The following is a 22,149-nucleotide window of genomic DNA, read 5'->3' as shown; positions in this document are numbered from 1 at the left end:
GGTTCGACGAGGACATGGCTCGGGTGACCGGCTTCGACGACGACACCCTCGTCCATGAAGACGGCCGTGTCGCCGACTTCCCGGGCGAAGCCGATCTCGTGGGTGACGACGACCATCGTCATTCCGTCGGCGGCCAGTCGGCGCATGACGTCCAGAACGTCGCCGACCAGTTCGGGGTCGAGCGCCGAGGTCGGCTCGTCGAAGAGCATGAGCTTGGGCTTCATGGCCAGAGCACGGGCGATGGCCACGCGCTGCTGCTGGCCGCCGGAGAGCTGGGCGGGGTAGTGATGGCCGCGGTCCGCCAGGCCGACCTGCGCGAGGAGCTGCTGGGCGAGGTCGCGGGCCTCGCTCTTGGCGACGGCCCCGACCTTGACGGGCGCCTCCGTGATGTTCTCGAGCGCCGTCATGTGGGGGAAGAGGTTGAAGCGCTGGAAGACCATCCCGATGTCGCGGCGGCGCTGGGCGACCTCCCGCTCCCGCAGCTCGTGCAGCTTGTTGCCGTGCTGGCGGTAGCCGACCAGGTCGCCGTCGACGGTGAGCCGGCCACCGTCGACCTTCTCCAGGTGGTTGATGCAGCGCAGGAACGTGGACTTCCCGGAACCGGAGGGCCCCAGAAGACAGCACACCTGCCCGCGCTCGACGGTGAGGTCGATGCCCTTGAGCACTTCGAGCTTGCCGAAGTGCTTGCGCACTCCTTCGGCCCGGACCATGGTCGTGGTCATCGGCCGTCCTCCTTGTTCTTCTTTCCGATCAGGCCGTTTCCGAGCAGGCCCGCGGCGCCGCCGAGCATCCGCTGCAGCGGCGAGGCGTGCCCGGCGCGGCCGGTGCCGCGGCCGTAGCGGCGCTCCAGCCAGGCCTGGGGGACGCTGAGCACGCTGACCAGCGCCAGGTACCACAGGCTTGCCACGACGAGCATGGGGATGACCTGGTAGTTCTGGGCGTACACGTCCTGGATGTTGGACATCAGGTCGTGGGCGGAGATGACCGAGACGAGCGCGGTCATCTTCAGCATGTTGATGGTCTCGTTGCCCATCGGGGGGATGATGACCCGCATCGCCTGGGGCAGGACGATCCTGCGCATGGTCAGGGCCGGGCGCATGCCGAGCGAGTGCGCGGCCTCGGTCTGGCCGGGGTCGACGGACTGGATGCCGGCGCGGACGATCTCCGAGGCGTAGGCGGCCTCGTTCAGTCCCAGGGCGAGGAGGGCGGCTATGGCCGGGGTGAGCAGGGCGTTGGTCTCGGTCTGGAAGAACGTGATGTCGGTGAAGGGGATGCCGATCTTCACGTACTTGTAGAGGGCCGCGGCATATCCCCAGAAGATGATCTGTACGAGGAGGGGGGTGCCGCGGAAGACCCAGACGAAGGCCGTGGCGATGCCGTACAGGACGGGGCTGGAGGACAGCCGCATGACGGCGATCAGGGTGCCCAGTCCCAGGCCCAGGGTCATGGCGGCGGCGGTGAGCCACAGGGTGGTGCCCAGGCCGTCGAAGACGAGGTTGGCGAAGAGGTAGTCGCCGACGATGTCCCAGTGCAGGTTGTGGTTCTTGGCGAGCGAGCCGATGAGGCCGGCCAGTGCCGTCACGCTGATCACCGCGGCGATCCAGCGCCCGTAGTTGCGGACCGGGACGATTTCGAGCTCCTGATCGCCGCGATGACCGGCGGGCGGTGCCTTGAGCGCGTCCTTGGTGTCGATCATCCTCAGTCCACCGCCGCGTTCTTGGTGGCCGCCTTCGTGGCGATCGAGGCGACGCCGTACTTGTCGTAGATCTTCTTGACGGTGCCGTCGTCGATCAGTGCCTGCAGCGCCTTCTGGATGGCGTCGGTCAGTTCGGGCAGCTGCTTGCTGACGGCGATGCCGTTGGGCGAGGCGTTGTAACCTCCGGGCGCGGTGGGGTCCTCGACGAGGTCGAAGGCCTTGCCACCGTCGGCGGTCTTGGCGACCCAGCCGGCCGCGGGCTTGGTCAGGACCTGCGCGACGACCTTGCCGGAACGCAGGGCGAGCTGGGCGTCGGAGTCCTTGGGGTAGGTCTGGATGTCGATCTTCCCCTTGCCCGCGGCGGAGCAGTCGGCCTGGTGCTTCTTGAGCAGGTCGAGCTGGTTGGTGGCGGCCTGCACGGCGACCTTCTGCCCGCACAGGGCGTCGAGGTTGCCGATCTTGCCGGGGTTGCCGTCGGCGACGAGGATGCCCGAGCCGGACTGGGAGTAGTCGACGAAGTCGACGACCTGCTGGCGCTGCTTGTTGTCGGTGATCGCCGACATCGCGGCGTCGAACTTGCCGGCCTGGATGGCCGGGACGATCCCGTCGAACTTCTGCGGCGTGAAGGCGAAGGCCACGCCGAGCTTGCCGCCCAGTGCCTGGCCCAGGTCGTAGTCCAGGCCGGTCAGTTGGCTCTCGCCTTCCTTCACGAACATCTCGAAGGGCGGATAGGGAACGTCGGTGGCCACCCGCACCTTGCCGGCCTTCTTGATCTGGTCCGGGAGCTTGTCGTGCAGGGCCTGGTCCTTGGTGATCTCCACACCGGCGACCGCGACCTTCCCGTTCGCTGCGGGCGTGGTGTCGTCGCCGCCGTCTTGGCAGGCGGAGAGCGCGGTGAGAGCCAGGGCTGTGGTGGCGGCGGCCGCCATGCGCCGAGCGAGACGAGCGTTCATCGTGGTGGAACCTCTCGGGATCTCTGCCGACGAACCCCTGCCGTCGGCACAGCAGGGAAGTTACAGAAAGAACGAATCAATGGCTAGATGTATCGCGCGTTACTTTCACGTAACGCCACCTCCGGCCTGATACCCGACCCGGTCAGCGACCGCTTTCTACAGGTAACGATCCCTCCAGCGACCGAACACGAACAAGGATCGTCATACATCTTCCGGCCGGATTGATTGACTTGTATCTTCCGCTACGACGTCTGAACCGCCTCGCGTCCTGGCCCGGCGGCCGTCCCTTGCCCGCCCGGACAGGCACCCCACCTCCCGACCTCTGGAGCGTTTGTGACGTACCGTCATGCCCGCAAGGCCGCCTACGCCGCCGTCGCCCTGTGCGCCCTGACCCTGCCCCTGGCCCACCAGCAGCCCGCCCAGGCCGCAGCCAACCGGATCAGACTCGGCAGCGCCTCCGACGTCAGCCGGGCCTCCTGGAACGGGCCCGCCTTCACGATGAACGGAGCCGGAGCCGTGATACCCGCCTCGATGAGCCGCGCCATCGACGACATACGCGGCGGCACCGGCAGCCTGGACGTGGTGGTCCTCGCCGGCTCGGCGCCCACCTCCGGCAGCAAGACGCCCGAATGCGACACCGTCATGACCCTCGCGGGCGTCAACTCCTGCACGACCTGGACCCTCACCGCCGCCGCCGACGCAACGAACAGCCAGGTCAACACCGACATCCGCAACGCCGAATTCGTGTACTTCGCCGGCGGCGACCAGTGCCGGTACGCCGCCTGGAAAGGCACCCCACTGGAGGCATCCGTGGAGTCCGTCGTGGCCAAGGGAGGCGGCTCCGGGGGCGGCAGCGCCGGCCACCACATCAACAGCCCCATCGTCTACGACGCCTGCAACGGCAGCGTCACCAGCGCCGAGGCGCTCGCCAACCCCTACGACCGGACCATCAGCTTCACCACCGGCATGTTCCAGTGGCCCGACTACGCGAACGTCATCAACGACTCCCACTTCGTCACCCGCGACCGGATGGGCCGCACCATGACGTTCGTCGCACGGGCGATCAAGGACGGTCTGACCACCGGCGGCGCCGCCTGGGGCGTGGGCGTCGAGGAAGGCGGCGGCTCCCTGTTCATCGACCGCAACGGCCTGGGCACCGAATACGGCAAGGACGCGTACGTCGTCCTGGGCGACCACCAGCCCGAACAGGCCGCCGACCGCAAGCCGTTGACCTACTCCAACTACAAGATCTGGCACCTCACGCCGGGCACGACCTTCGATTTCAGGAACCGGCCCACATGCGGCTACTACCTGCGCAGCGTCACCGCAGGCGTACCCGACGCCAACCTCTACGACGGCACCCCCGTCACGAACTGCGGCCAGAGCGGCGGCGGATCCCTCGCCGAGAGCGAACCCAACGACACCCGCGACACCGCCGACGACGCCACCGCCCTGCCCTCACCCGGAACCATCACCGGCGACCTGAAATCGACCAGCGACCGCGACTACTTCAAGGTCACCCTGGCCTCCGGGCAGACCGCCGCACTGACGTGCGCCGTCCCCAGCGCCTACGACATGGACCTGTACTGGCTCGACGCGACCGGCAGCACCCTGGAGCGCTCGGTCAACGACGGCCCCGGCACGGACGAATCCCTCACCTTCACCCGCACCGCCTCCGGCACGGACACCTACTACGTCGACGCGGAAGCGTTCACCGGGTCCGGCTCCTCCCCGTACACCTGCACCCTGACGAAGAGCTGAGCCACCGCTCCCCCGCCCCGTGACGACCGGCCACCTGTCAGCCGTATCAACACCGCTGCGGGCCGGTGATCTCAGCGGGGCGGGCGGAACACCTTTGCCGCGGGTTGAACTGCTCTGTCGCGTCTCGTGCTAGCGGAGTTCGACGGTGTAGCTGCCGCCGTCGAAGGTCCAGCCGTCGGTGCCTTCGCCGATGTCGGCCACGATGATGTCGTCGGTGAAGTGGTCCTCGAACTGTTCGTCGGTGAGTTCGCCGGCCAGCCAGAGGTTCTCGATGTCGGTCCAGTCGCCTCGGGTTGCGTCGATCCGCAGGGGTGCCGCGTGGCGGGTTCCGCGTTGGCGGCGGTCGGTGCCGGTGGTGACGTAGCCGCTGATCTCGTACTGGCCGTCTTTGATGTGGTCGGGGATCGGGTCGGCGGGGACGACGGCGACGTTCTCGTAGGCGGTGTGGATGACGTCGCGGTAGCTGCGGCGGACGCTGTACTCGGGGTCGGACAGCCAGTTGAGGAGGGTCTTGGCGGTCACGTCGAGGCCGGCGTCTTCCAGGGCCTGGTGGCCGCGGTGGGTTGCGGTGAGCTGGGAGAGCTGGGCGTGCCAGTGCTTGGCGTGGTAGGAGGACAGACGGTGGCGGGGGGTGACCTGGGCACGCAGGAGGTCACCGAGGGCGGCGCCGAGGGAAGGGCCGTGTCCGGTGGGTCCGGCCATCAGTCGTCACCTTCGGGGATCATGTCGCCGGGCCGGATGAACTTGGCCTTGACCTCGCCGAAGCCGGTGCCGATGCGGTAGGTGTCGGGGGGTGTGCCGGGCGGGGTCCAGAAGACGGCGGCGTCGACGTTGCGCAGGGCGATGAGGGTGTGACCTTCCTGGACGGCCTTGAAGGCCACGGTCCAGTGGCGGACGGAGGCTTCGGCGACCATGCTCATACGCCAGTCGGGCCGCCAGAACGGGGACTTCTGCTCGGGCCTCTTGGGCCACAGCAGACGCAGGGCGATCGACAGGCGGGTCTTGTACGTCTTGTAGGGGTCGCCGCCGGCCTGGACGAGTTCCATGCGGGCCTTGCGGGCCGCTTCGTAGAACGGTTTGAACAGCGACTCGTTCGCCTTGCCCGTCCATGAGTCGTGGATGGCCGGCATCGCGGTGAGGTGGCCTTCGCGCACGAGCCGGGCGAGCTGCCTGACGTGCGGGGTGGTGACCCAGACGCGGCCCTGTGCGTCGGGCCGGTCGACGATCCGCCCCAGCGGGTGAGGCATGTCGGTGCGGGACCACTCCGGGATGTCGATGAGGTAGATCCCGGCACCGGCCTTGTCGAATGCGTCGAGCGGGCCGGTGTGCAGCAGCTTGTTCGGAGCGAGGGGAACGGCTGAACACGCGGACGGATAGCTGCCGTTGCGGTCGATCAGGCACAGCACGCCGTCGCCGAAGGAGGCGGGCACCTCCAGCCGGTCGCGCCGGACGCGTCTGCCGTTGTCCCGGAGGTAGGGGACGCGGGTGCTCGTCACGTCGGGGTGGACCCAGCGCGGTTCGCCGTCCATGTGCTCGCTGATCAGCGGCCACGGCCCGCTCTCCCGGTCTTCGAGGCGGATGACCTTGATCGGGTGCATCTTCGAGCGGCCGACCGCGTCCTTGAGGAGCTTCAGCGCGGGAAAGGGCGCGCCTTCCGGCTCGTCCTCCTCGTCCCCCGGCCGCAGTTCCACCTCCGCCTCGGCGTCGTCTTCGTCGTCCGGTACGGGCTCGCCGCCCGCGGCGGGCACGGGAACCGCGGCCTCGGTGGCGGCGGGCTGCTCCGGGGCATCGGCGGATGCGCTGCGGTAGGCGTTCAGCGCGGCGGCGAGGCGGCGGCCTTCAGCGTCGTCGGGCAGCTGCCGCGGCGCCGCGGCGATCTGGCCGAGCGACGGGGCGAGTTCGGCGAGGGCGGCTGCGTCCTGGCCGGTGAGCGCGGTGCGCAGGGCGGCCAGGACGTGGGTGACGGCGGCCGGCAGCCCATGGCGAGCGCCGGAGGTGTAGGGCAGGGCCGCCTCGGCCAGGTCGCGCTCCGCGGGGGTGCCCACCGCACGCCGGACGGGCGCGTCGTCGGCCGGCCGGGCGGCGGGGGCGCGTTCGGCGTCCAGGAAGCGGGCGTGCAGCAGGTCGGGGCGCAGATGGGCGGAGCCGATGGTGCCGAAGTCCCGTTCGGCGACCGTCACCTGCACCCGGGACGGATCCTGGGTGGGGGTGAGCGTCAGCGTGACGTCGGCGTCCATCAGGTTCAGGAGGGCGGGGTCGGCGCTGTCCACGATGGCGAGGACCGGCACGTGCAGGGTGCGGGCGAGGGAGGCCAGGATCTGGCAGGCGGCCGGGAGCCGGTCACCGGACAGCGGAAGGCGGGGGTTGTGGGCGGCCTGCAGGCGGTCGACGACCACCAGGGCCAGGTCCTGGACGTAAGGGGCGGTCTCCGCGATCGCCTCCGCGGTCAGGTCGCTGCCGTCGTCGATCAGCAGCGGCGCCTGCACGAGCTGCTGGGCGAGCTGTTGCTCGTGGTCGGTGAGGCGGCCCTGTTTCAGGCGCGGGTAGTCGCCGCCGGTCTCCGCGGAGATGATGCGGCGCATGATGTCGGCCTGGTTCGGCCCCGACGCCGCATAGAGCACCTTGCGGTGGTCGGCGAGCGCGGTCTGCCGTGCGGCGGCCAACCCGAGCAGGCTTCCCCCGACGTTCGGCGCGGCCGCCACCAGGGTCAGCCGGCCCGACTGCAGGCCGCCCGTCGCCGCGTCGAGGCCGGGCAACCCGAACGTGGTGCTGCCGACCGGACCCGAGGTGAGCGCGGCGCCGATGGCGTCGCCCAGGGTGGCCAGCCTGCGCGGCGCCCTCGCGGGCTCCGAGGCGTCTTGACCGTTCACCGCACCTCCTGAGGGCGCCGTGCCCGTCGCCACGGCCGGATCGGATGAGGGGGTGGCGGAGACGACGTCGGCGGGCAGCAGGACCGCGACCGGCGTGGTGTTGCGGAGGAGCACCTGCGGCTGCCCCTGGGCCGCCCGCGTGATGAGGTCGCCGAAGTCCTTCTGCGCCGCGCTGAGCACGTGGGACGGCAGGCCCTCTGTCTTCCGCGCCGCGGGCAGCCGGTCGAGCGGGGCCAGGACCACCCGGTCCTGACGCCTCTGCCCCTTGTAGATCAGGGTCGTGCGCCCGTCGTCCTCGGCTCGCTTCACCAGCGCGTAGAGGGCGTTCCGCGCCTCGGTCGCGTTCATCGCTTCCTGCTCATGCGCCGGCTGGCTCACTCACCCTCCAAGGCGTTCCAAATCGCCTTCACGGTAGCAGTTTCCACACAGTTAGACGTCTCACATCACACTGCTTCATGCGAACTGTCACTCAATTTTGGAGACCTTCGCTGCAACGACGGTCGGCAAGTTGAAGGATCCCCAGCAGGAATGGGCGAAGGAGCCGCGCTCACATCGAGTCACGCCGGCGCTGACGGTCGGCCGCCGGCGCAGGACGCTAGCTCAGGATCCTTGCGCGCCGCTCCCGGTCCCGGTCAAGACGGGCCAGCGCCTGGCGGGCGTCCGCCACGAGATGGGGCGAGTTCCACGCGAGCGCGGTGCGTTCCGCGAGCGCGTAGTTCTCGGCCGCGGCCTGGTGTTCGCCCACGAGCCGGTACAGATCTCCCAGGGCCTGTGCCAGGGGGCGGGTCACGTAGGCGCCTCCGGCCACGGCCCCGAGCTGGTGTCGGACGGGCAGCAGATGCTCGATCAGTACGTCCGCCCCGTCCACGTCCCCTCGTAGGGTCACCAGTTGGGCGCGGAAGTCCAGCTCCATGCCGTAGAGGTGATCGGTCGTGATCTTCGGGGGCAGCGTCACCTCACCGGCCTCGTCGAGCCTGCCGAGCCGGGCCAGTATGACGGCCAGCGCAGCCCCGACCGGGGCCCCTACGGATTCGTAGGCGTCGCGCATCGCCCGCTCGGCCTCCGCCAGTCGCCCCTGTGCGAGGCGCACGGTGATCCGGCCCAAGGTGACCATGCTCGCCGCATGATGTGTGCCGACCCTCTGCAGAACGCTCTGTGCCTTCGCGTAGTCGGCCTCCGCCGCGTCGAAGCGGCCGGCGGCCGCCTCCAGCATCGCGGAGGTCACCGTGTTGAGGCCCTGCGCCCACTGCAGTCCGTAACGGCGGGCGATCCTCATGCCTTCCGCCACGTGCCGGCGCACCGCCGCCGGATCGTTGTCGGTGGCGGCGGTCATACCGTCGAGGTGCTCACAGACCCAGCGGTACGCCGGGAGGTCATGTGCGTCGACGAGTTGCCGCAGTTCCGCCACGAGGGCTGGCCGGGCGGCGGCATGCACCTCGTGGGGCAGCAGTTTCGCCGAGGTCATCAGGGCCGCCGCGAGAAGCCGCGGTTCGCCGTGGGCTCGGGCGATCGCCAACTGGGTGCGAGCGGCGTCGAGGGCCCGCTGGGCATCCTCGGTGGCGACCACGTCGACGAGGACCTGGAGCACCCGGGCGCGTGTGGCGTCGTCGAGGCCGGGATCACCGGCCAGCTGCTCCAGGCGAGGCAGTGACGTGCGGTCGTAGAAGGCTTCCAGGCGGCTGCGCCAGGGAGACGGTTCGGTCCAGGCACCGTAGACGGCCGCGGCCAGGTCGCCGCGGTCGGCCTGTTCGGCGAGCCGCACCGCCCGGTTACGGGTGTTCAGGGCCGCCTCGGTGGACCCCGCCCTGATCTGCGCGCCCAGCAGCCGCACCAGCAGCCCCACGGTCCGGTCGGGCTGTCCGTGCGTTTCACCCGCGGCGCTGGTGTGCACGTCGATGGCCTGCTGGATCAGCTCCACAGCGCTGTCGTGGGCGTAGCGCTGCTCGGCGGCCTCCGCCGCGCGCAGGGCGTAGTCGATGGCCATGGGGGCGTCCGCGATGTCGCCGGAGCGGGCGAAGTGGTGTGCCAGCGCGGCGAAGTCGTCCGGCCGGTGCTCGCACAGCACCCGTGCGATACGGGCGTGCAGGCGGGCACGCCGTACGCCGGGCAGGTCGGTGTACACGGTGTCGCGGACCAGGGCGTGGACGAACCGGACCCGGCCGGGACGCACCTCGGTCAGCAGGTCCGCGGACAGGGCCGCGTCGAGTCCCTTCAGTACCCGCTCCTCGTCGGCGTCCGCCGCGGCGAGCAGGCTGACATCGGCCTCCAGACCCACGGCCGCCGCGAGCTGGAGCGAGGAACGGGCCTCGGCGGGCAGGAGGGCCAGCCGTCTGCGGAGCACATCGCGCACGCCCTGCGGAACCTCGGAGACCGCGACCAGCGCACCCTCGCTGGCCATCAGTCTGGCGCTTTCCAGGACGTAGAACGGGTTGCCGCCGGTGCGTTCGGCCAGCGCCCTGACCGTGTCCGCGTCGACGGGTCCGCCGCACACGGCCCCGACCACGGTGGCCACGTCGTCCTGCGGCAGGCCGCCGAGGGAGACCCGGCAGGGGCCCGTGAGGGCGAGCGCCGCCAGCGTCTTCGTCAGGTGTTCTCCCGGCTCGGCCGGGCGGTAGCTGGCCATGAGGAGCAGCGGGACCCCCTCCGTCGCCGCCACCTCGAGCAGGGCGAGTGTCTCGCTGTCCGCCCGGTGGAGGTCCTCCATGATGACCGCCAGCGGCGAGTCGGCGGCCACGGCCTGCAGCCACTGGGTGAACGCGCGGTGCATGCGGAAGCGCCCCGCGGCCGCCGCGTCCCGGTCCTTGACGGCCGTGTGCGCCGGCTCCCGCAGCAGGACCTCGAGTTCGTCGGGCCGGGTGGGCGGCACCTGCCGGGCGAGCTCGCCGAGCGCTTCCACCCACGCCCAGGCCGGCGGCGCGCCCTCGTACTCGGGGCAGCGTCCCACGACGACCCGCCATCCCCCGGCCCGCAGTCGCCGGCCGATCTGCTCCAGGAGCGCGGTCTTGCCCGCACCGGCCTCACCGGTCACCAGAACCGTGGCGCCGCCCGTACGTGCGGCGTGCGCCGCGGCGTCCACGGCGGACAGTTCGCCGCGTCTGCCCACGAAGAGATGCTGCCGTCCTCGCATGTGCTCGGCAGGGGCGGGCTCGGGCGACCCCGGGTCGGCGGTGGTGGGTGCCGTGTTTCGAGGCGCCTGACCGTGTATGAACGAGTGCAGCAGATCGACCCTCTGGGCCAGGACCGCTTGCTCCAGTTCGCGCAGGGCGGGGCCCGGGTCGCACCCGAGCTCCTCCCGCAGCACGGCCCCGGCTCGGCGCAGCGAGGACAGGGCGTCGGCCTGCCGTCCGCACTCCCACTGGGCCAGCGCGAGCAGGCGCCAGCCCTCCTCGCGCAGCGGGCGTTCACCGGTGAGGGCCTCCGCGGCAAGCGCCGCCTCGGTCGCCCGGCCGGCCCGAAGGTCGGTGGCGACGGCCAACTCGCCTGCCTCCGCACGCAGTTCGGTCAACCGGGCCACTTCCGCAAGCGCCCACAGTTCGGTGGCGTGTTCGGCGAAGGCCGGACCCTTCCACCACTCGAGGGCCTCGGCGAGCAGACGCCGGGCCTCCTCGACCGGTGCGTCACGGGCACGGCTCACCCATGCCTCGAACCGCCAGGCGTCCACCGCTTCTTCAGGCAGCCTTAGCGCGTATCCGGGCGGAGTGGTGAGCAGGATCGACGAGGGGGCACGCGGCGGACGGTCCGGTTCCAGGAGCCGGCGCAGGTTCGACACGTAGGCGTGCAGCGATGCCTTCGCCTTGGCGGGAGGTGTTCCCCGCCACAGCTCGTCCGTCAGCCGCTCGGCCGGCACGACGGCGCCTCGGGCCGCCAGCAGCAGTGACAGGACGGTCCGCTGCCGCGACGCACCCAGCGCGACCGGCTCTCCTCGCACTTCTGCGCCCAGCGAACCCAGAACGCGGATACGCAACACACCGGGAAGATTAGCCGAGCCGCGACACACGACCGTCACCAAGAAGTGAACACAACATCAGATCTCCTCGGCCTCATGTGGACATGCTCCGAAGGCGAGACCGTCCATCGGATCGAAACGTTCGACAACTGCCATTGGCCACGCGCGGTGTTCTTCAGCAGGTCACGGAGCAGCCGTCCGAAGCCTGCCCGCCGGCCGCTCGGGTGCCGGCAGGAGCGCCGCCGCGAGTGCCGGTGCAAGACTCACGGCCGAATGTCGGGAAGTTGTCGTCTTCCTGTCAGCGTCCGGTGCTCCTTGCCGACTTCCGCGCCGACGGTCCGAGTCGGCCTGCCGCGCTTTCTACGATGGCCACCATGTGTGCGTACGTTGTCGTCGCGGACGACGACCCCAAGCAGGCCGATCTGATCCGTCGTTACCTGGAGCGGGAAGGCCATTCCGTCGGTGTCGTCCACGACGGCCGTGCCGCCCTGGACGAGATCCGTCGGCGGATGCCCGACCTCGTGGTGCTGGACTGGATGATGCCCCGCACGGACGGCCTGGACGTGTGCCGCGTGCTGCGCAGGGAGTCCGACGTCCCGGTCCTGATGCTCACCGCACGTGCGGAGGAGGACGATCTGCTGCTCGCCCTCGACCTGGGCGCCGACGACTACATGACCAAGCCGTGCAGCCCGCGCGAACTGGTCGCCCGGATCCGCACCCTGCTCAGACGGAGCGGGCACACAGCCACCCCTGGTGCCGGGGCAGCGGCCCGGCAGGCCGAGCCGGTGCTTGCCGTGGGGTCGCTCGTGGTCGACCCCGCCCGGTTCGAGGTCCGCGTGGACGGCCGCCTGATCGAATGCACGCCCGGCGAGTTCCGCGTCCTGGAGGTGCTGGCCTCGGCTCCGGGCCAGGTGTTCACGAGGAAGCAGGTACTGGAACACCTGCACGGCATCGACCGCTACGTCACGACCCGCACGGTCGACGGTCACATCATGAACCTGCGTCGCAAGATCGAGCGCGATCCCACGCGCCCCGAGCGGCTGCTGACGGTCTACGGCGTCGGCTACAAGATCGCCGATGTCCGCTCCCAGGAGTCGTCCGAGGACGGGACCGGTTCCCGTGCGAGGTGACATACCGCTGCGCAGGAGTCTGCGGTCGCGGCTGCTCATGCTCTCCGCACTGGTCTCCCTGTGCTCGATCGCCGCGACGGCCTGGCTCGTCGTCAGCCTGACCGCCGTCGCCATCGGCCGTGAGCGCGGCCGGGCCCTCAACGACGACGCCCGCATCTACGACACGCTCGTCGGCTTCGCGGCCACGCACCCGGACTGGAGTGGGGTCGGGCCGACGATCCGCGCTCTGTCGGCACGGACCGGGCGCCGCATCACGCTGACCGATGTGGACCGCCGCCTGCTGGCGGACTCGGCGAAAGGGAGCCCGAGGACGGCACGATCGCTGCCGTCGACGGCGTCGGCGACGGTCGACGCGTTCGCCGTCGACCCCGCATTGGCGCCCCGCCGCAACGGCACGCTCTCCGACCGCATCGATCCGCGCGCCGTCGGCCCCTTCCGGCTGACCGGCCAGGAGAGGGCGAGGCTGGAGACCGAGGCGTCCCGGGTGGCCCGGTGCTTCCGAGGTCCCGGACAGATCCTGAGCGTCGAGGTCGTCCAGAAACCCAACGGGCGGCCGGAGATCGAGCTCGGCGGCCACCCCCTGGACACAGGTGACCGGTGCGAGGTGGACCGCCTGCTGACCCGCACCGCCACGGAGAGCCGGGCGCTGGCCCAGCTCGGCCGGCTGGTCAACGACTGCCTCGCCGCCCGTCACGCCCCGACGGTGCAGCTCACCGACGATCTCACCTGGATCTCCGCCACCGCCCGTGGCACCCCCGACCCCCGGGCAGCGGAGACCTGTCTCGCCACTGCCCGGCGCGAGCAGCTCGACCCCTACGTGGCGCCGCCCGCGCTGCTCTTCGCGACCGCGCCCGACCGGAAGATCTCCACGTTCTTCGACCTCTCCGGCGCCAACCGCATGCGGATCGCCGGGATCACCGTCTCGGTGCTGCTGATCACCCTGACGGTCACCTACGTCGCCGGCACCCGCATGGTCAGGCCGCTGCGTGCCCTGACCGGCGCGGCCAAGCGGATGGCCGACGGCGATCAGAGCGCGCGCGTCGAAGTGACGGGCGACGACGAGTTCGGCAGACTCGCCACGGCGTTCAACCTGATGGCGAGCAGGCGCCAGGAACTGGAGCAACTGCGCCGGGCCCTGGTGAGCGACGTCGCCCACGAACTGCGCACACCGCTGAGCAACGTACGGGGCTGGCTGGAGGCCGTCGAGGACGGTGTCGTCCCCGCGGACGAGAGCGTCATCTCCTCGCTGCTGGAAGAAGCGGTGCTCCTCCAGCACATCATCGACGACCTGCGTGACCTCTCGGCGGCCGACGCCGGCGCGCTCACGATCCACCCCGAGGAGATCGACGCGGCCGCGATGCTCACCCAGGTCGCACGCGCCCACCAGGGCAACGCCGGCTCCACGGGCGTGGAGCTGCGGGTCCGGGCCCCAGAGGGGGCCCGCCTGCACGCCGACCCCGTGCGGCTGCGCCAGGCGATCGGAAACCTCGTGTCCAACGCCATCCGGCACACGCCCGCGGGCGGCACGGTCACCCTGTCCGCCCACCGTCAGGGCGACGAGGTGGTGTTCGGCGTCGAGGACACCGGCTCCGGCATCGACGCGGAAGACCTGCCCAAGGTCTTCGACCGTTTCTGGCGGGCCGAGAAGTCACGGAGTCGGAGCGGCGGGGGAAGCGGACTGGGCCTGTCCATCGTCCGCAAGCTCGCCGAGGCGCACGGGGGCAGCGCGCACGCGTCGAGCACGCTGGGCAGGGGATCCCTCTTCGCCCTCAGGCTGCCCGCCCGGGGGCCGGACGACACGAGCCGGCCACCCGCCTGAGCCCCGCACGCGAACGGCAAGCGACGGGCACCGGACCGGCAACGCTTCCTGACAGCTTCCCGACACACGTCGCGCAAGATCAGCGCCATGACCCACTTCTTCGACACTCGCGGGCCCGGCCGAATGCTGGGCACCGCCACCTGCCTCCTCGCAGGCACCCTCCTGCTCACCGGCTGCGGCGGCTCGGGCGACTCAGGCGGCGACGGTGCGACGCGGCACGGCGTGGCATCCCTGGAGAGCGGTGCCCCGGACGGCGAGGCGACCGTGAGCGCCGCACCCTCCACCGACGACGACGGCCGCCCCCAACTGCGTCTCGACAGCTCGGACGCGGAACGCGACCGCTACTGGCACATCTACGCCACCTGCCTCAAGGACCACGGGCACAAGATGCTCACGGCCCGAGGCCCGGACTCCATCGACGACACCGACCACAGCGCCACCGCCAAAGCCGCCACCAAGGCCTGCGCGAACAAACTCCCGCTCCAACCACCGGAGATGGACCGGGCGACGAATCCCCACTACGACGACGACTTCCGGGCCTATGTGAAATGCCTGAACGGCAAGGGGCTCAAGGTGACCGCACTGCCCGACAACTCCGGCTGGACGTACGACGGCAACTCCACGATGAGCGCCGCCGAGCAGAGCAAGGTCGACAAGAGCTGCACCCTGGAGGCATTCGGTGGCAAGGCGAAGTAGGGTCGCCGCACTGGGCGCCCTGCTGCTCGTGGGCGCCGCCGGGACCGGCGCGGTGGTGTGGAGCGACACGCACCCAGGCGGCGAGACCAGGGCCGCAGCACCCACCCGGGTGCGGACAGCCACCGTCACGAGGACCGACCTGTCCGACAGCCGCACCCTGCCGGGCACCCTCGGCTACGGCAGACCGCACGTCCTCAGGGGCACCGGCCAGGGCGTCGTCACCCTGCTGCCGAAACCGGGCACCCGAGCGGCCAGGGGCAAGCCCCTGTACCGGATCGACGACCGGCCCGTCCCGGTGTTCTTCGGCGCCACCCCGTTCTTCCGCACCCTGGCCAAGACGGGGGTGCGCGGGCACGATGTGAGCGTGCTCGGGACCAACCTGCGGGCACTGGGCTACGACACCGGCGCGGCCGTCGCTCCTCGTGGCGCCGGCGACCAGGGCGAGGAGTTCACCCCCGCGCTCGCCGCCGCGCTCAAGCGCTGGCAGCACGACACCGGGCAGACCGCGACCGGCACCCTCGTCCCGGGCCGCGCCGTCGTCCTGCCCGGCCCGGTGCGTGTCGAGACGGTCGAAGCGCAGCCCGGCGACGCGGCCGACACCGCACTGCTCACCTATACCTCGGCCGCCAAGTCCGTCACCGTGCCGGTGGAGGCCACCGAGGTGGGAACCGTCAAGGCCGGTATCAAGGCCGCGATCGACCTGCCCGACGGCAGGACGGTCCGCGGCACGGTGACGGCACTCGGCCGCACCGTCCAGGGCGGCACCGGCGAGGATGCCGCGGCACAGACCGCACCGGCGACGGTCGACGTCACCGTCGTCCCCGACCGGCCGGCGGACGTGGCGAGTCTGGACGCGGCGGCGGTGCAGGTCAGGTTCGAGACGACGACCCGCAAGGGCGTACTCGCCGTCCCGGTCAGCGCGCTCGTCGCCCTGCGGGAAGGCGGATACGCCCTGCAACGCCCGGACGGCACCCTGTTCGGGGTGACGACCGGCATGTTCGCGGGCGGCATGGTCGAGGTGAGCGGCAAGGAACTCACCGCCGGCACCAAGGTGGTGACGGCCTCGTGAACGCCCTCCGCGACTCCCCGGCTTCCGGCACCGCAGCTCCTGTACTCCTCGTCGAGGACGTCATCAAACGCCACCCCGGGGGCGTCACGGCGCTGGACGGGGTCTCACTCAGAGTCGACGAGGGCGAACTCCTCGCCATCGTGGGCCCGTCCGGGTCCGGCAAGTCGACACTGCTGCACATCATGGGCACCCTGGACCGGCCGACGAGCGGCACCGTCCGCGTCGCGGGGCATGACGTCCACGCCCTGGGCGACCGTCACCTCTCCGCGCTGCGGGCACGGATGCTGGGCTTCGTCTTCCAGCACTTCCACCTCACGGACGGGCTGGACGCCACGGAGAACGTCGCCACCGGCCTGCTGTACGCCGGCGTCCCTCGCCGCAGTCGACGACCGCTCGCCCGGGATGCCCTGGCCAGAGTGGGCCTGGCACACCGCCACACCCACCTCCCCCAGCAACTCTCCGGTGGCGAGCGCCAACGCGTCGCCATCGCCCGGGCCCTGGTCAACCATCCGGCGCTGGTGCTGGCCGACGAGCCCACGGGCGCTCTCGACGCGGCCAACGGGGAGGCGGTCCTCGAGTTGCTCGTCGAACTGAACGCTCAGGGCACGACCATCGCCGTCATCACCCACGACCGCGACATCGCGGCCCGTCTGCCCCGCCGGGTGGAACTGCGCGACGGCCGCGTCACGACCGACGTAACGGAGGTGAGCACCGCATGACCCGCAGGGCGAGGGACCACGGGCTGCGCCCGGTCCGGCTGGCGTTCACGGACGTCCTCAGGCTCGGTCTGCTCGGCATCCGCAGCCGCGGCCCGCGGGCCGCCCTGTCCGCGCTCGGCATCTCCCTGGGGATCGCGACCCTCGTGCTCGTGACCGCCGTACCGGCCTCCAGTCGGCAGGCCCTCATGAACCAACTGTCCGCGCTCGGTACGGACATGCTGCGCGTGGCGCCGCAGGGGGACAGCGATCCCCCGGTGGTGCTGCCCGCCACCGCGGACGCCATGGCCGCCCGCATCGGCCCGGTGACCCACGCGAGCGCCGTGGCCAACACCCACTCGACCGTCCTGCGCTCCGACCGTGCCGACCCGTCCGACGCCTCCGGCATCGGCGTCCTTGCCGCCCGCACCGACCTGCTCGCGGCAGTCCACGGAACGGTCCGGTCGGGGGCCTTCCTCTCCACCACCACGGCACGGTTCCCCACGGTGGTCCTCGGCTCCCGGGCCGCCTCCCGCCTCGGCTTCGACCGGGTGCGGCCCGGCCGGGAGGCCGGGCAGGTGTACATCGGCGGTCACTGGTTCACGGTCATCGGCATCCTGGACCCGCTGCCGCTCGCCCCCGACCTCGACACCACCGTCCTGGTCGGCTGGGACGCGGCCCGCACACAGCTCGACTTCGACGGCCACCCCACCGTCGTCTACGTCAGGGCCCGCGAGGCGCAGATCGAGGCCGTCCGCGCCGTACTGCCCGCCACGGTCCACCCGCAACTGCCCGGCCTGGTGCAGGTCAGCCGCCCGTCGGACGCCCTGGCCGCCAAGCGTGCCACCCAGCGGACCCTGTCGGTCCTCCTGCTCGGACTCGCGGGTGTCGCGCTCCTGGTCGGCGGCGTCGGCGTGGCCAACACCATGGTGGTGTCGGTGCTGGAACGACGCCGCGAGATCGGTCTGCGACGCGCCCTGGGCGCCAGTCGCGGCCAGATCAGGGGGCAGTTCCTGGCGGAGTCCGTGGCTCTGTCCGCGCTGGGCGGCTGCGCCGGAACAGCGCTCGGGGCAGCGGCCGCGGCCGGCTACGCGATGTCCCAGTCCTGGCCCGTGGTGGTGCCGCCTCTGGCGCTCGTCGCGGGTGTCTTCGGGGCGATCGCCGTCGGCGTGGCCGCGGGCCTCTACCCCGCCGTACGCGCCTCCGCGCTGCCCCCGACCGAGGCATTGGCCGCCGTGTGAGTCGGGGGCACGCCGGGGAGCGAGTCGTCCCCGGTCATGGCGACGGGCCGGTGTCCCCCTCACCGCCGAAAGGGATGAGGGGACACCGGCCCGCTGCGGGGTTCACCAGCGGTAGTACCCCGGGGAGGAGGCGGTGCCGGTGGTGGAGACGCCGGTGCCCGTGCTCTTCTCGTAGTAGAAGCCACCGATGTACCGTCCGTTGCCCTCGTACAGCTGGACGGCTTCCGCACCCGAATCGCCGAAGTAGAGGGTGGTGCAGGTACCCGGGTTCACGATCGTGGTGGAGAAGTTCCTGGCGGGGAAGTACGCGTAGGAGTCGTAGTACCCGTCGGAGCAGAGCGTGAACTGATGCGCCGTCGCGGCGTCCGCCGACCCGGCCGCCATCAGGCAGCTCGCGGCGGCGACCACCGATGCCGCAGTGATTCCCGCTGCCCGGCGCAGACTGACGCTGTTCATGAACACCTCGTGACGTGATGTAGGGGGTGCCGACTTCGTGCCGACGGCGTCAAGCCAAGCAAGACGGCGGCCCGGCCGGTCGCGTCGGCGGCGCCTTCTGCCCCCATGACCCCGGATCGCTGCCCCAGCGTCCGCTCAGGTCTGCCACACGAAGGGCGCGCCGTCGCGGTCAGTTCTTACGCACACCCTGCTGCCTATGATCCCCGGGCATGGCCGACAGCGCCGGCGTGAGACCGCGGCCTGGTCGTCGTCACCGCGTGGCCACACACACGCGCGTAGGTGACTCAGGAGGTCGGGAGAGTGTCACGGCAGGTGCTCAGGGTCCGTCCGGACAGCCCGGACGGCTGCCGCACGATCGGCGAGGCACTGGCGCGGGCACGCGCCGGTGCCGTGATCAGCGTGACGCCGGGACGCTACCCGGAGAACCTGACCGTCCGGACAAGGGTGACGATCGTCGCCGAGGCCGGCCGGGACAGCGTCGAGATCTGCCCCCGCTACGGCAGCGCCGTGGTGCTGATGGCCGAGGAGGTCATGCTCACCGACCTGCTGCTGCGCGGCGGCGAGGAAGATGTGCCCGTGGTCGACGCGCCCCGCGGCCAGGTCGCCATGGACCGGTGCACGGTCGTGGGGTCCGGCTGGACGGCCGTCCTGGCCCGGCTGACCGGCTCGGTGGCCATGCGGGGCTGCCGCATCGGCAACCCCGGCGGCGCGGGCGTCGTGGACGTCTCTCCCAGCGGCAGCGTGGTCGAGGACTGTCTCGTCGAGCACCTCGGATCCTCCGCGGTCGTCATCGGCGAGCAGGGCCGTACGACGGTACGGGGCTGCCGGCTGCGCGACGCCCGGGGAAATGGCGTCCTCGCGAACGGCGAGGCGCGCGGCTCGGTCGAGGACTGCGAGATCTCCCTCACCGACAAGCCCGCCGTGGCCCTCGAAGGGAACAGCGCGACGACGGTGCTGCGGACCGCGGTTCGTGACGTGTCCACCGGCCTCTACCTCACCACCGGTGGCCGTCCCGTCCTGGAGGACGTCACCGTCACCGACGCCTCGGAGAGCGGCATCGTGCTGGCCTCGGGCTGCGACCCGACGCTGCGCCGCTGCCGCACCTCGGGGACGGCAGCGGCCGCACTGGTCGTCGGCGAACGGTCCCGGGGCACCTTCGAGGAGTGCGAGTTCCTCGCCTCCAACGGCACCGCGATCCACGTACTGGGCCATTCCACACCGGTGTTCCACCAGACAGTGGTCCGTGACTGCGGCGACGCGCGGGCGGCCGTGCTGCTCGCCGAGGACTGCGCCGCCGAGTTCGACCGCCTGGAGGTCGACCACCCGGCGGGGGTGGCGGTCTCCATACGGTCCGGCGCCAACCCGCTGCTGCGCAGGGCCGTCATCACCTCACCGGGCGGCGACGGCGTGGAGGTCTGCGACGGCGGACGCGGGCGGCTCGAGGGCTGTGTGATCGAAGCGGCGGGCGGCGCCGCCGTCCAGGTCACCGACGGGGGCAACCCCTATCTCGGCGACGCCGTGCTGCGCTCGTCGGCCGACGCGGGCGTGGCCGTGACCGCCGGCGGACGGGCGACCGTACGGGACTGTGAGATCTCCGCCAGCGGCGGCTGTGGCGCGGTCGCCGAGGAGGGGGCGGACCTCTCCCTGACCCGCACCCGGATCACCGGATCCGGGGCCCACGGCGTGCGGGTGGCCGCCGGCGGGCGGGCTGCCATCGGCGACTGCGAGATCACGGGCAGCCTCGGCGACGGCATCCGCGTCGACAGCGCCGAACCGGTGTCGGTGACCGGCTGCTCGCTGCGGGACAACCGCGGTTCCGGCCTGCGGCAGACCCGCGACAGCGAACGGCTGGCCGTGGACGACCTGTCCAGCAGTGGCAACGCCACCCCCGACTCCTGGGGCGCGGAACGAACCACCGGGGCACTCCCCCGCGGCGCCGCACCGGACGACGGCGCGGCGACCGGCGGCACGGCGACCGGCCCCCTGGCATCGGCAGCGGCAGCGGCAGTTGCCCCGACTCCCGCCGGCCCGATGGCGGAACTGGAGGCACTGGTCGGCCTGGAGGGCGTCAAGCGCCAGGTCGCCACCCTGGTCAATCTCAACCAGCTGGCACAGCGCCGCGCGAAGCTGGGCATGCCGGTCCCGCCGATGAGCCGTCACCTGGTCTTCTCCGGGCCGCCCGGAACCGGCAAGACCACCGTGGCCCGGCTCTACGGCGGCATCCTCGCCTCCCTCGGCGTCCTGCGGTCCGGCCACCTCGTCGAGGTCTCCCGCGCCGACCTGGTGGCCCAGGTCATCGGTGGCACCGCGATCAAGACCACCGAGGCGTTCAAGGAAGCGCTCGGCGGGGTGCTGTTCATCGACGAGGCGTACACCCTGCTGTCCGACAGCAAGGGTTCCGGCGCCGACTTCGGCCGGGAGGCGATCGACACGTTGGTGAAGTTGATGGAGGACCACCGCGACGACGTGGTGGTCGTGGTCGCCGGATACCCGGAGGAGATGGAGTCCTTCCTGTCCGCCAACGCCGGTCTGGCCTCCCGGTTCACCCGCAGCATCGAGTTCGCCGACTACTCGGACGCCGAGATGGTGACGATCACCGAGAACATGTGCGCGGCCCACCGCTATGAGCTGCACCCCAGCACCCGCGACGCGCTCAGCAGACTCTACGAACGGATGCCGCGCGACGCCACGTTCGGCAACGGACGTGCCGCCCGCCGGGTGTTCGAGGAGATGATCGACCGTCAGGCCGCCCGGCTCGCCTCGATGACCGAACCGGCGGAGAGCGACCTGGCGCTGCTCCTGCCCGCCGACGTCGGGGAGGAGGACTCGGCGTCCGGCCGGGAACGGGCCGGTGACCCGCAGACGCTGCTGGCCGAGCTGGAGGCCATGGTGGGCCTGCGGGCCGTCAAACGCGAGGTCGGCGACCTGGTCAACGTGCTCGCCGCCGCCCGGCAGCGGGAGGCCGTCGGCCTGCCCGTGCCGAGGATGAGCCACCATCTCATCTTCACCGGCCCACCCGGCACCGGAAAGACCACGGTCGCCCGCCTGTACGCGAGCCTGCTGCACGCTCTGGGCGTGCTGCCACGCGGCCAGCTGGTGGAGGTCGCCCGTGCGGATCTGGTGGGCCGCTACGTCGGACACACCGCGCAGCTCACCCGCGAGGTCTTCGAACGCGCCCTCGGCGGCGTGCTGTTCATCGACGAGGCGTACACACTCACTCCCGAGAACGCGCCCTCCGACTTCGGCCGCGAGGCCGTGGACACACTCCTGAAGCTGATGGAGGACCACCGCGACGACGTGGTGGTGATCGCCGCCGGCTACACCGGGGAGATGAGCCGCTTCCTGGCCTCCAACCCCGGGCTGGCCTCGCGCTTCTCCCGGCAGGTGCGGTTCGAGGACTACACCACGGAGGAGCTGGTCACCATCGTGTGCGGGCAGGCCGAGGAGTCCGGCTACGCATGCGTGCCCGAGACGGTCGAGGCGTTGCGCGCCCACATCGACGCCCTGCCGCGCGACCGGTCCTTCGGCAACGCCCGTACCGCGCGGCAGCTGCTCCAGGAGATGACCACGAGCCAGGCCCGGCGGCTGAGCGCGCTGACCGCGCCGGACCTGACGGATCTCCAGCAACTGCTGCCGGAGGACCTGCCGGAAGGACCAGGGGCGGTCGGCGGGGCGCAAAGGGAGGTTGCCGGCTCGGGTCCCGAGGGCGGTCTGCTGCCGGTGGGACGGACGGCGGCCGGCCGGTAGAGCCGGCCCGGGAGGGTACAGGTACGGGCTGGCGTACGAAGCGGGGCCCGGCGGGTTGTCGCCCGCCGGG

The 22,149-nt window shown here is 71.4% G+C and carries 15 protein-coding genes; 8 read left to right on the top strand and 7 right to left on the bottom strand.

Features of this window, described 5'->3' with window-relative positions:
- The 3 genes from M8J74_RS35800 to M8J74_RS35790 all read right to left on the bottom strand — a co-directional run.
- The coding region (locus M8J74_RS35800; RefSeq protein WP_249840426.1) for an amino acid ABC transporter ATP-binding protein at positions 1-710 on the bottom strand (710 nt) is incomplete at its 3' end.
- 8 nt (positions 711-718) lie between these two features.
- A complete protein-coding gene (locus M8J74_RS35795; RefSeq protein ID WP_249840424.1) occupies positions 719-1,696 on the bottom strand; it encodes an amino acid ABC transporter permease in 978 nt (325 codons plus the stop codon).
- A gap of 2 nt (positions 1,697-1,698) precedes the next feature.
- Positions 1,699-2,649, bottom strand: a complete 951-nt coding sequence (locus M8J74_RS35790) for an ABC transporter substrate-binding protein (protein ID WP_249840423.1) — start codon at positions 2,647-2,649, stop codon at positions 1,699-1,701.
- 333 nt (positions 2,650-2,982) lie between these two features.
- On the opposite strand from M8J74_RS35790, the gene M8J74_RS35785 reads away from it, so the two are divergent.
- Complete coding sequence (locus M8J74_RS35785) at positions 2,983-4,410, top strand: hypothetical protein (RefSeq protein WP_249840422.1); 1,428 nt, start codon at positions 2,983-2,985, stop codon at positions 4,408-4,410.
- A gap of 129 nt (positions 4,411-4,539) precedes the next feature.
- Here the strand turns inward: M8J74_RS35785 and M8J74_RS35780 are convergent, their stop codons facing one another.
- The 3 genes from M8J74_RS35780 to M8J74_RS35770 form a co-directional block, all read right to left on the bottom strand.
- Positions 4,540-5,112, bottom strand: a complete 573-nt coding sequence (locus M8J74_RS35780) for a hypothetical protein (RefSeq protein WP_249840421.1) — start codon at positions 5,110-5,112, stop codon at positions 4,540-4,542.
- A complete protein-coding gene (locus M8J74_RS35775) occupies positions 5,112-7,628 on the bottom strand; it encodes a DnaB-like helicase C-terminal domain-containing protein (protein ID WP_249840420.1) in 2,517 nt (838 codons plus the stop codon). Before M8J74_RS35775 ends, M8J74_RS35780 begins: the two co-directional genes overlap by 1 nt.
- 247 nt (positions 7,629-7,875) lie before the next feature.
- Positions 7,876-11,247 carry an ATP-binding protein gene (locus M8J74_RS35770; protein ID WP_249840419.1) on the bottom strand — a complete coding sequence of 1,124 codons (3,372 nt, stop codon included), beginning with the start codon at positions 11,245-11,247 and terminating at the stop codon, positions 7,876-7,878.
- 353 nt (positions 11,248-11,600) lie between these two features.
- Between M8J74_RS35770 and M8J74_RS35765 the strand changes: the two genes are divergently transcribed.
- From M8J74_RS35765 to M8J74_RS35740, 6 genes are all read left to right on the top strand, one after another.
- Positions 11,601-12,356: a response regulator transcription factor gene (locus M8J74_RS35765; protein WP_249840418.1), complete on the top strand. Its 756-nt coding sequence runs from the start codon at positions 11,601-11,603 to the stop codon at positions 12,354-12,356.
- Positions 12,346-14,175: a sensor histidine kinase gene (locus M8J74_RS35760; RefSeq protein WP_249840417.1), complete on the top strand. Its 1,830-nt coding sequence runs from the start codon at positions 12,346-12,348 to the stop codon at positions 14,173-14,175. The genes M8J74_RS35765 and M8J74_RS35760 overlap by 11 nt, the downstream gene beginning before the upstream one ends.
- Positions 14,176-14,262: 87 nt before the next feature.
- Positions 14,263-14,871: a hypothetical protein gene (locus M8J74_RS35755; protein WP_249840416.1), complete on the top strand. Its 609-nt coding sequence runs from the start codon at positions 14,263-14,265 to the stop codon at positions 14,869-14,871.
- A complete protein-coding gene (locus M8J74_RS35750; protein WP_249840415.1) occupies positions 14,855-15,940 on the top strand; it encodes an efflux RND transporter periplasmic adaptor subunit in 1,086 nt (361 codons plus the stop codon). Before M8J74_RS35755 ends, M8J74_RS35750 begins: the two co-directional genes overlap by 17 nt.
- Before the next feature lie 62 nt (positions 15,941-16,002).
- Positions 16,003-16,659 carry an ABC transporter ATP-binding protein gene (locus M8J74_RS35745; RefSeq protein ID WP_249840425.1) on the top strand — a complete coding sequence of 219 codons (657 nt, stop codon included), beginning with the start codon at positions 16,003-16,005 and terminating at the stop codon, positions 16,657-16,659.
- Positions 16,656-17,876, top strand: a complete 1,221-nt coding sequence (locus M8J74_RS35740; protein WP_249840414.1) for an ABC transporter permease — start codon at positions 16,656-16,658, stop codon at positions 17,874-17,876. Before M8J74_RS35745 ends, M8J74_RS35740 begins: the two co-directional genes overlap by 4 nt.
- Before the next feature lie 102 nt (positions 17,877-17,978).
- Here M8J74_RS35740 and M8J74_RS35735 read toward each other — a convergent pair whose 3' ends face one another.
- A complete protein-coding gene (locus M8J74_RS35735) occupies positions 17,979-18,332 on the bottom strand; it encodes a hypothetical protein (protein WP_249840413.1) in 354 nt (117 codons plus the stop codon).
- A 300-nt stretch (positions 18,333-18,632) separates the two neighbouring features.
- Between M8J74_RS35735 and M8J74_RS35730 the strand changes: the two genes are divergently transcribed.
- On the top strand, positions 18,633-22,079 hold the full coding sequence (locus M8J74_RS35730; RefSeq protein ID WP_249840412.1) for a right-handed parallel beta-helix repeat-containing protein: 3,447 nt from the start codon (positions 18,633-18,635) through the stop codon (positions 22,077-22,079).
- The last annotated feature ends 70 nt before the right edge of the window (positions 22,080-22,149 follow it).

It is taken from the genome of Streptomyces panaciradicis, from assembly GCF_023516615.1.
GTDB classification, from domain to species: Bacteria; Actinomycetota; Actinomycetes; order Streptomycetales; family Streptomycetaceae; genus Streptomyces; species Streptomyces panaciradicis.
This window is presented reverse-complemented; position numbering and strand designations above follow the sequence as displayed.

Coding starts and splice junctions, on each gene's coding strand:
- M8J74_RS35775 (WP_249840420.1), bottom strand. CDS start 7,628: ATGAACGCGACCGAGGCGCGGAACGCCCTCTACGCGCTGGTGAAGCGA.
- M8J74_RS35795 (WP_249840424.1), bottom strand. CDS start 1,696: ATGATCGACACCAAGGACGCGCTCAAGGCACCGCCCGCCGGTCATCGC.
- M8J74_RS35790 (WP_249840423.1), bottom strand. CDS start 2,649: ATGAACGCTCGTCTCGCTCGGCGCATGGCGGCCGCCGCCACCACAGCC.
- M8J74_RS35780 (WP_249840421.1), bottom strand. CDS start 5,112: ATGGCCGGACCCACCGGACACGGCCCTTCCCTCGGCGCCGCCCTCGGT.
- M8J74_RS35735 (WP_249840413.1), bottom strand. CDS start 18,332: ATGAACAGCGTCAGTCTGCGCCGGGCAGCGGGAATCACTGCGGCATCG.
- M8J74_RS35740 (WP_249840414.1), top strand. CDS start 16,656: ATGACCCGCAGGGCGAGGGACCACGGGCTGCGCCCGGTCCGGCTGGCG.
- M8J74_RS35765 (WP_249840418.1), top strand. CDS start 11,601: ATGTGTGCGTACGTTGTCGTCGCGGACGACGACCCCAAGCAGGCCGAT.
- M8J74_RS35755 (WP_249840416.1), top strand. CDS start 14,263: ATGACCCACTTCTTCGACACTCGCGGGCCCGGCCGAATGCTGGGCACC.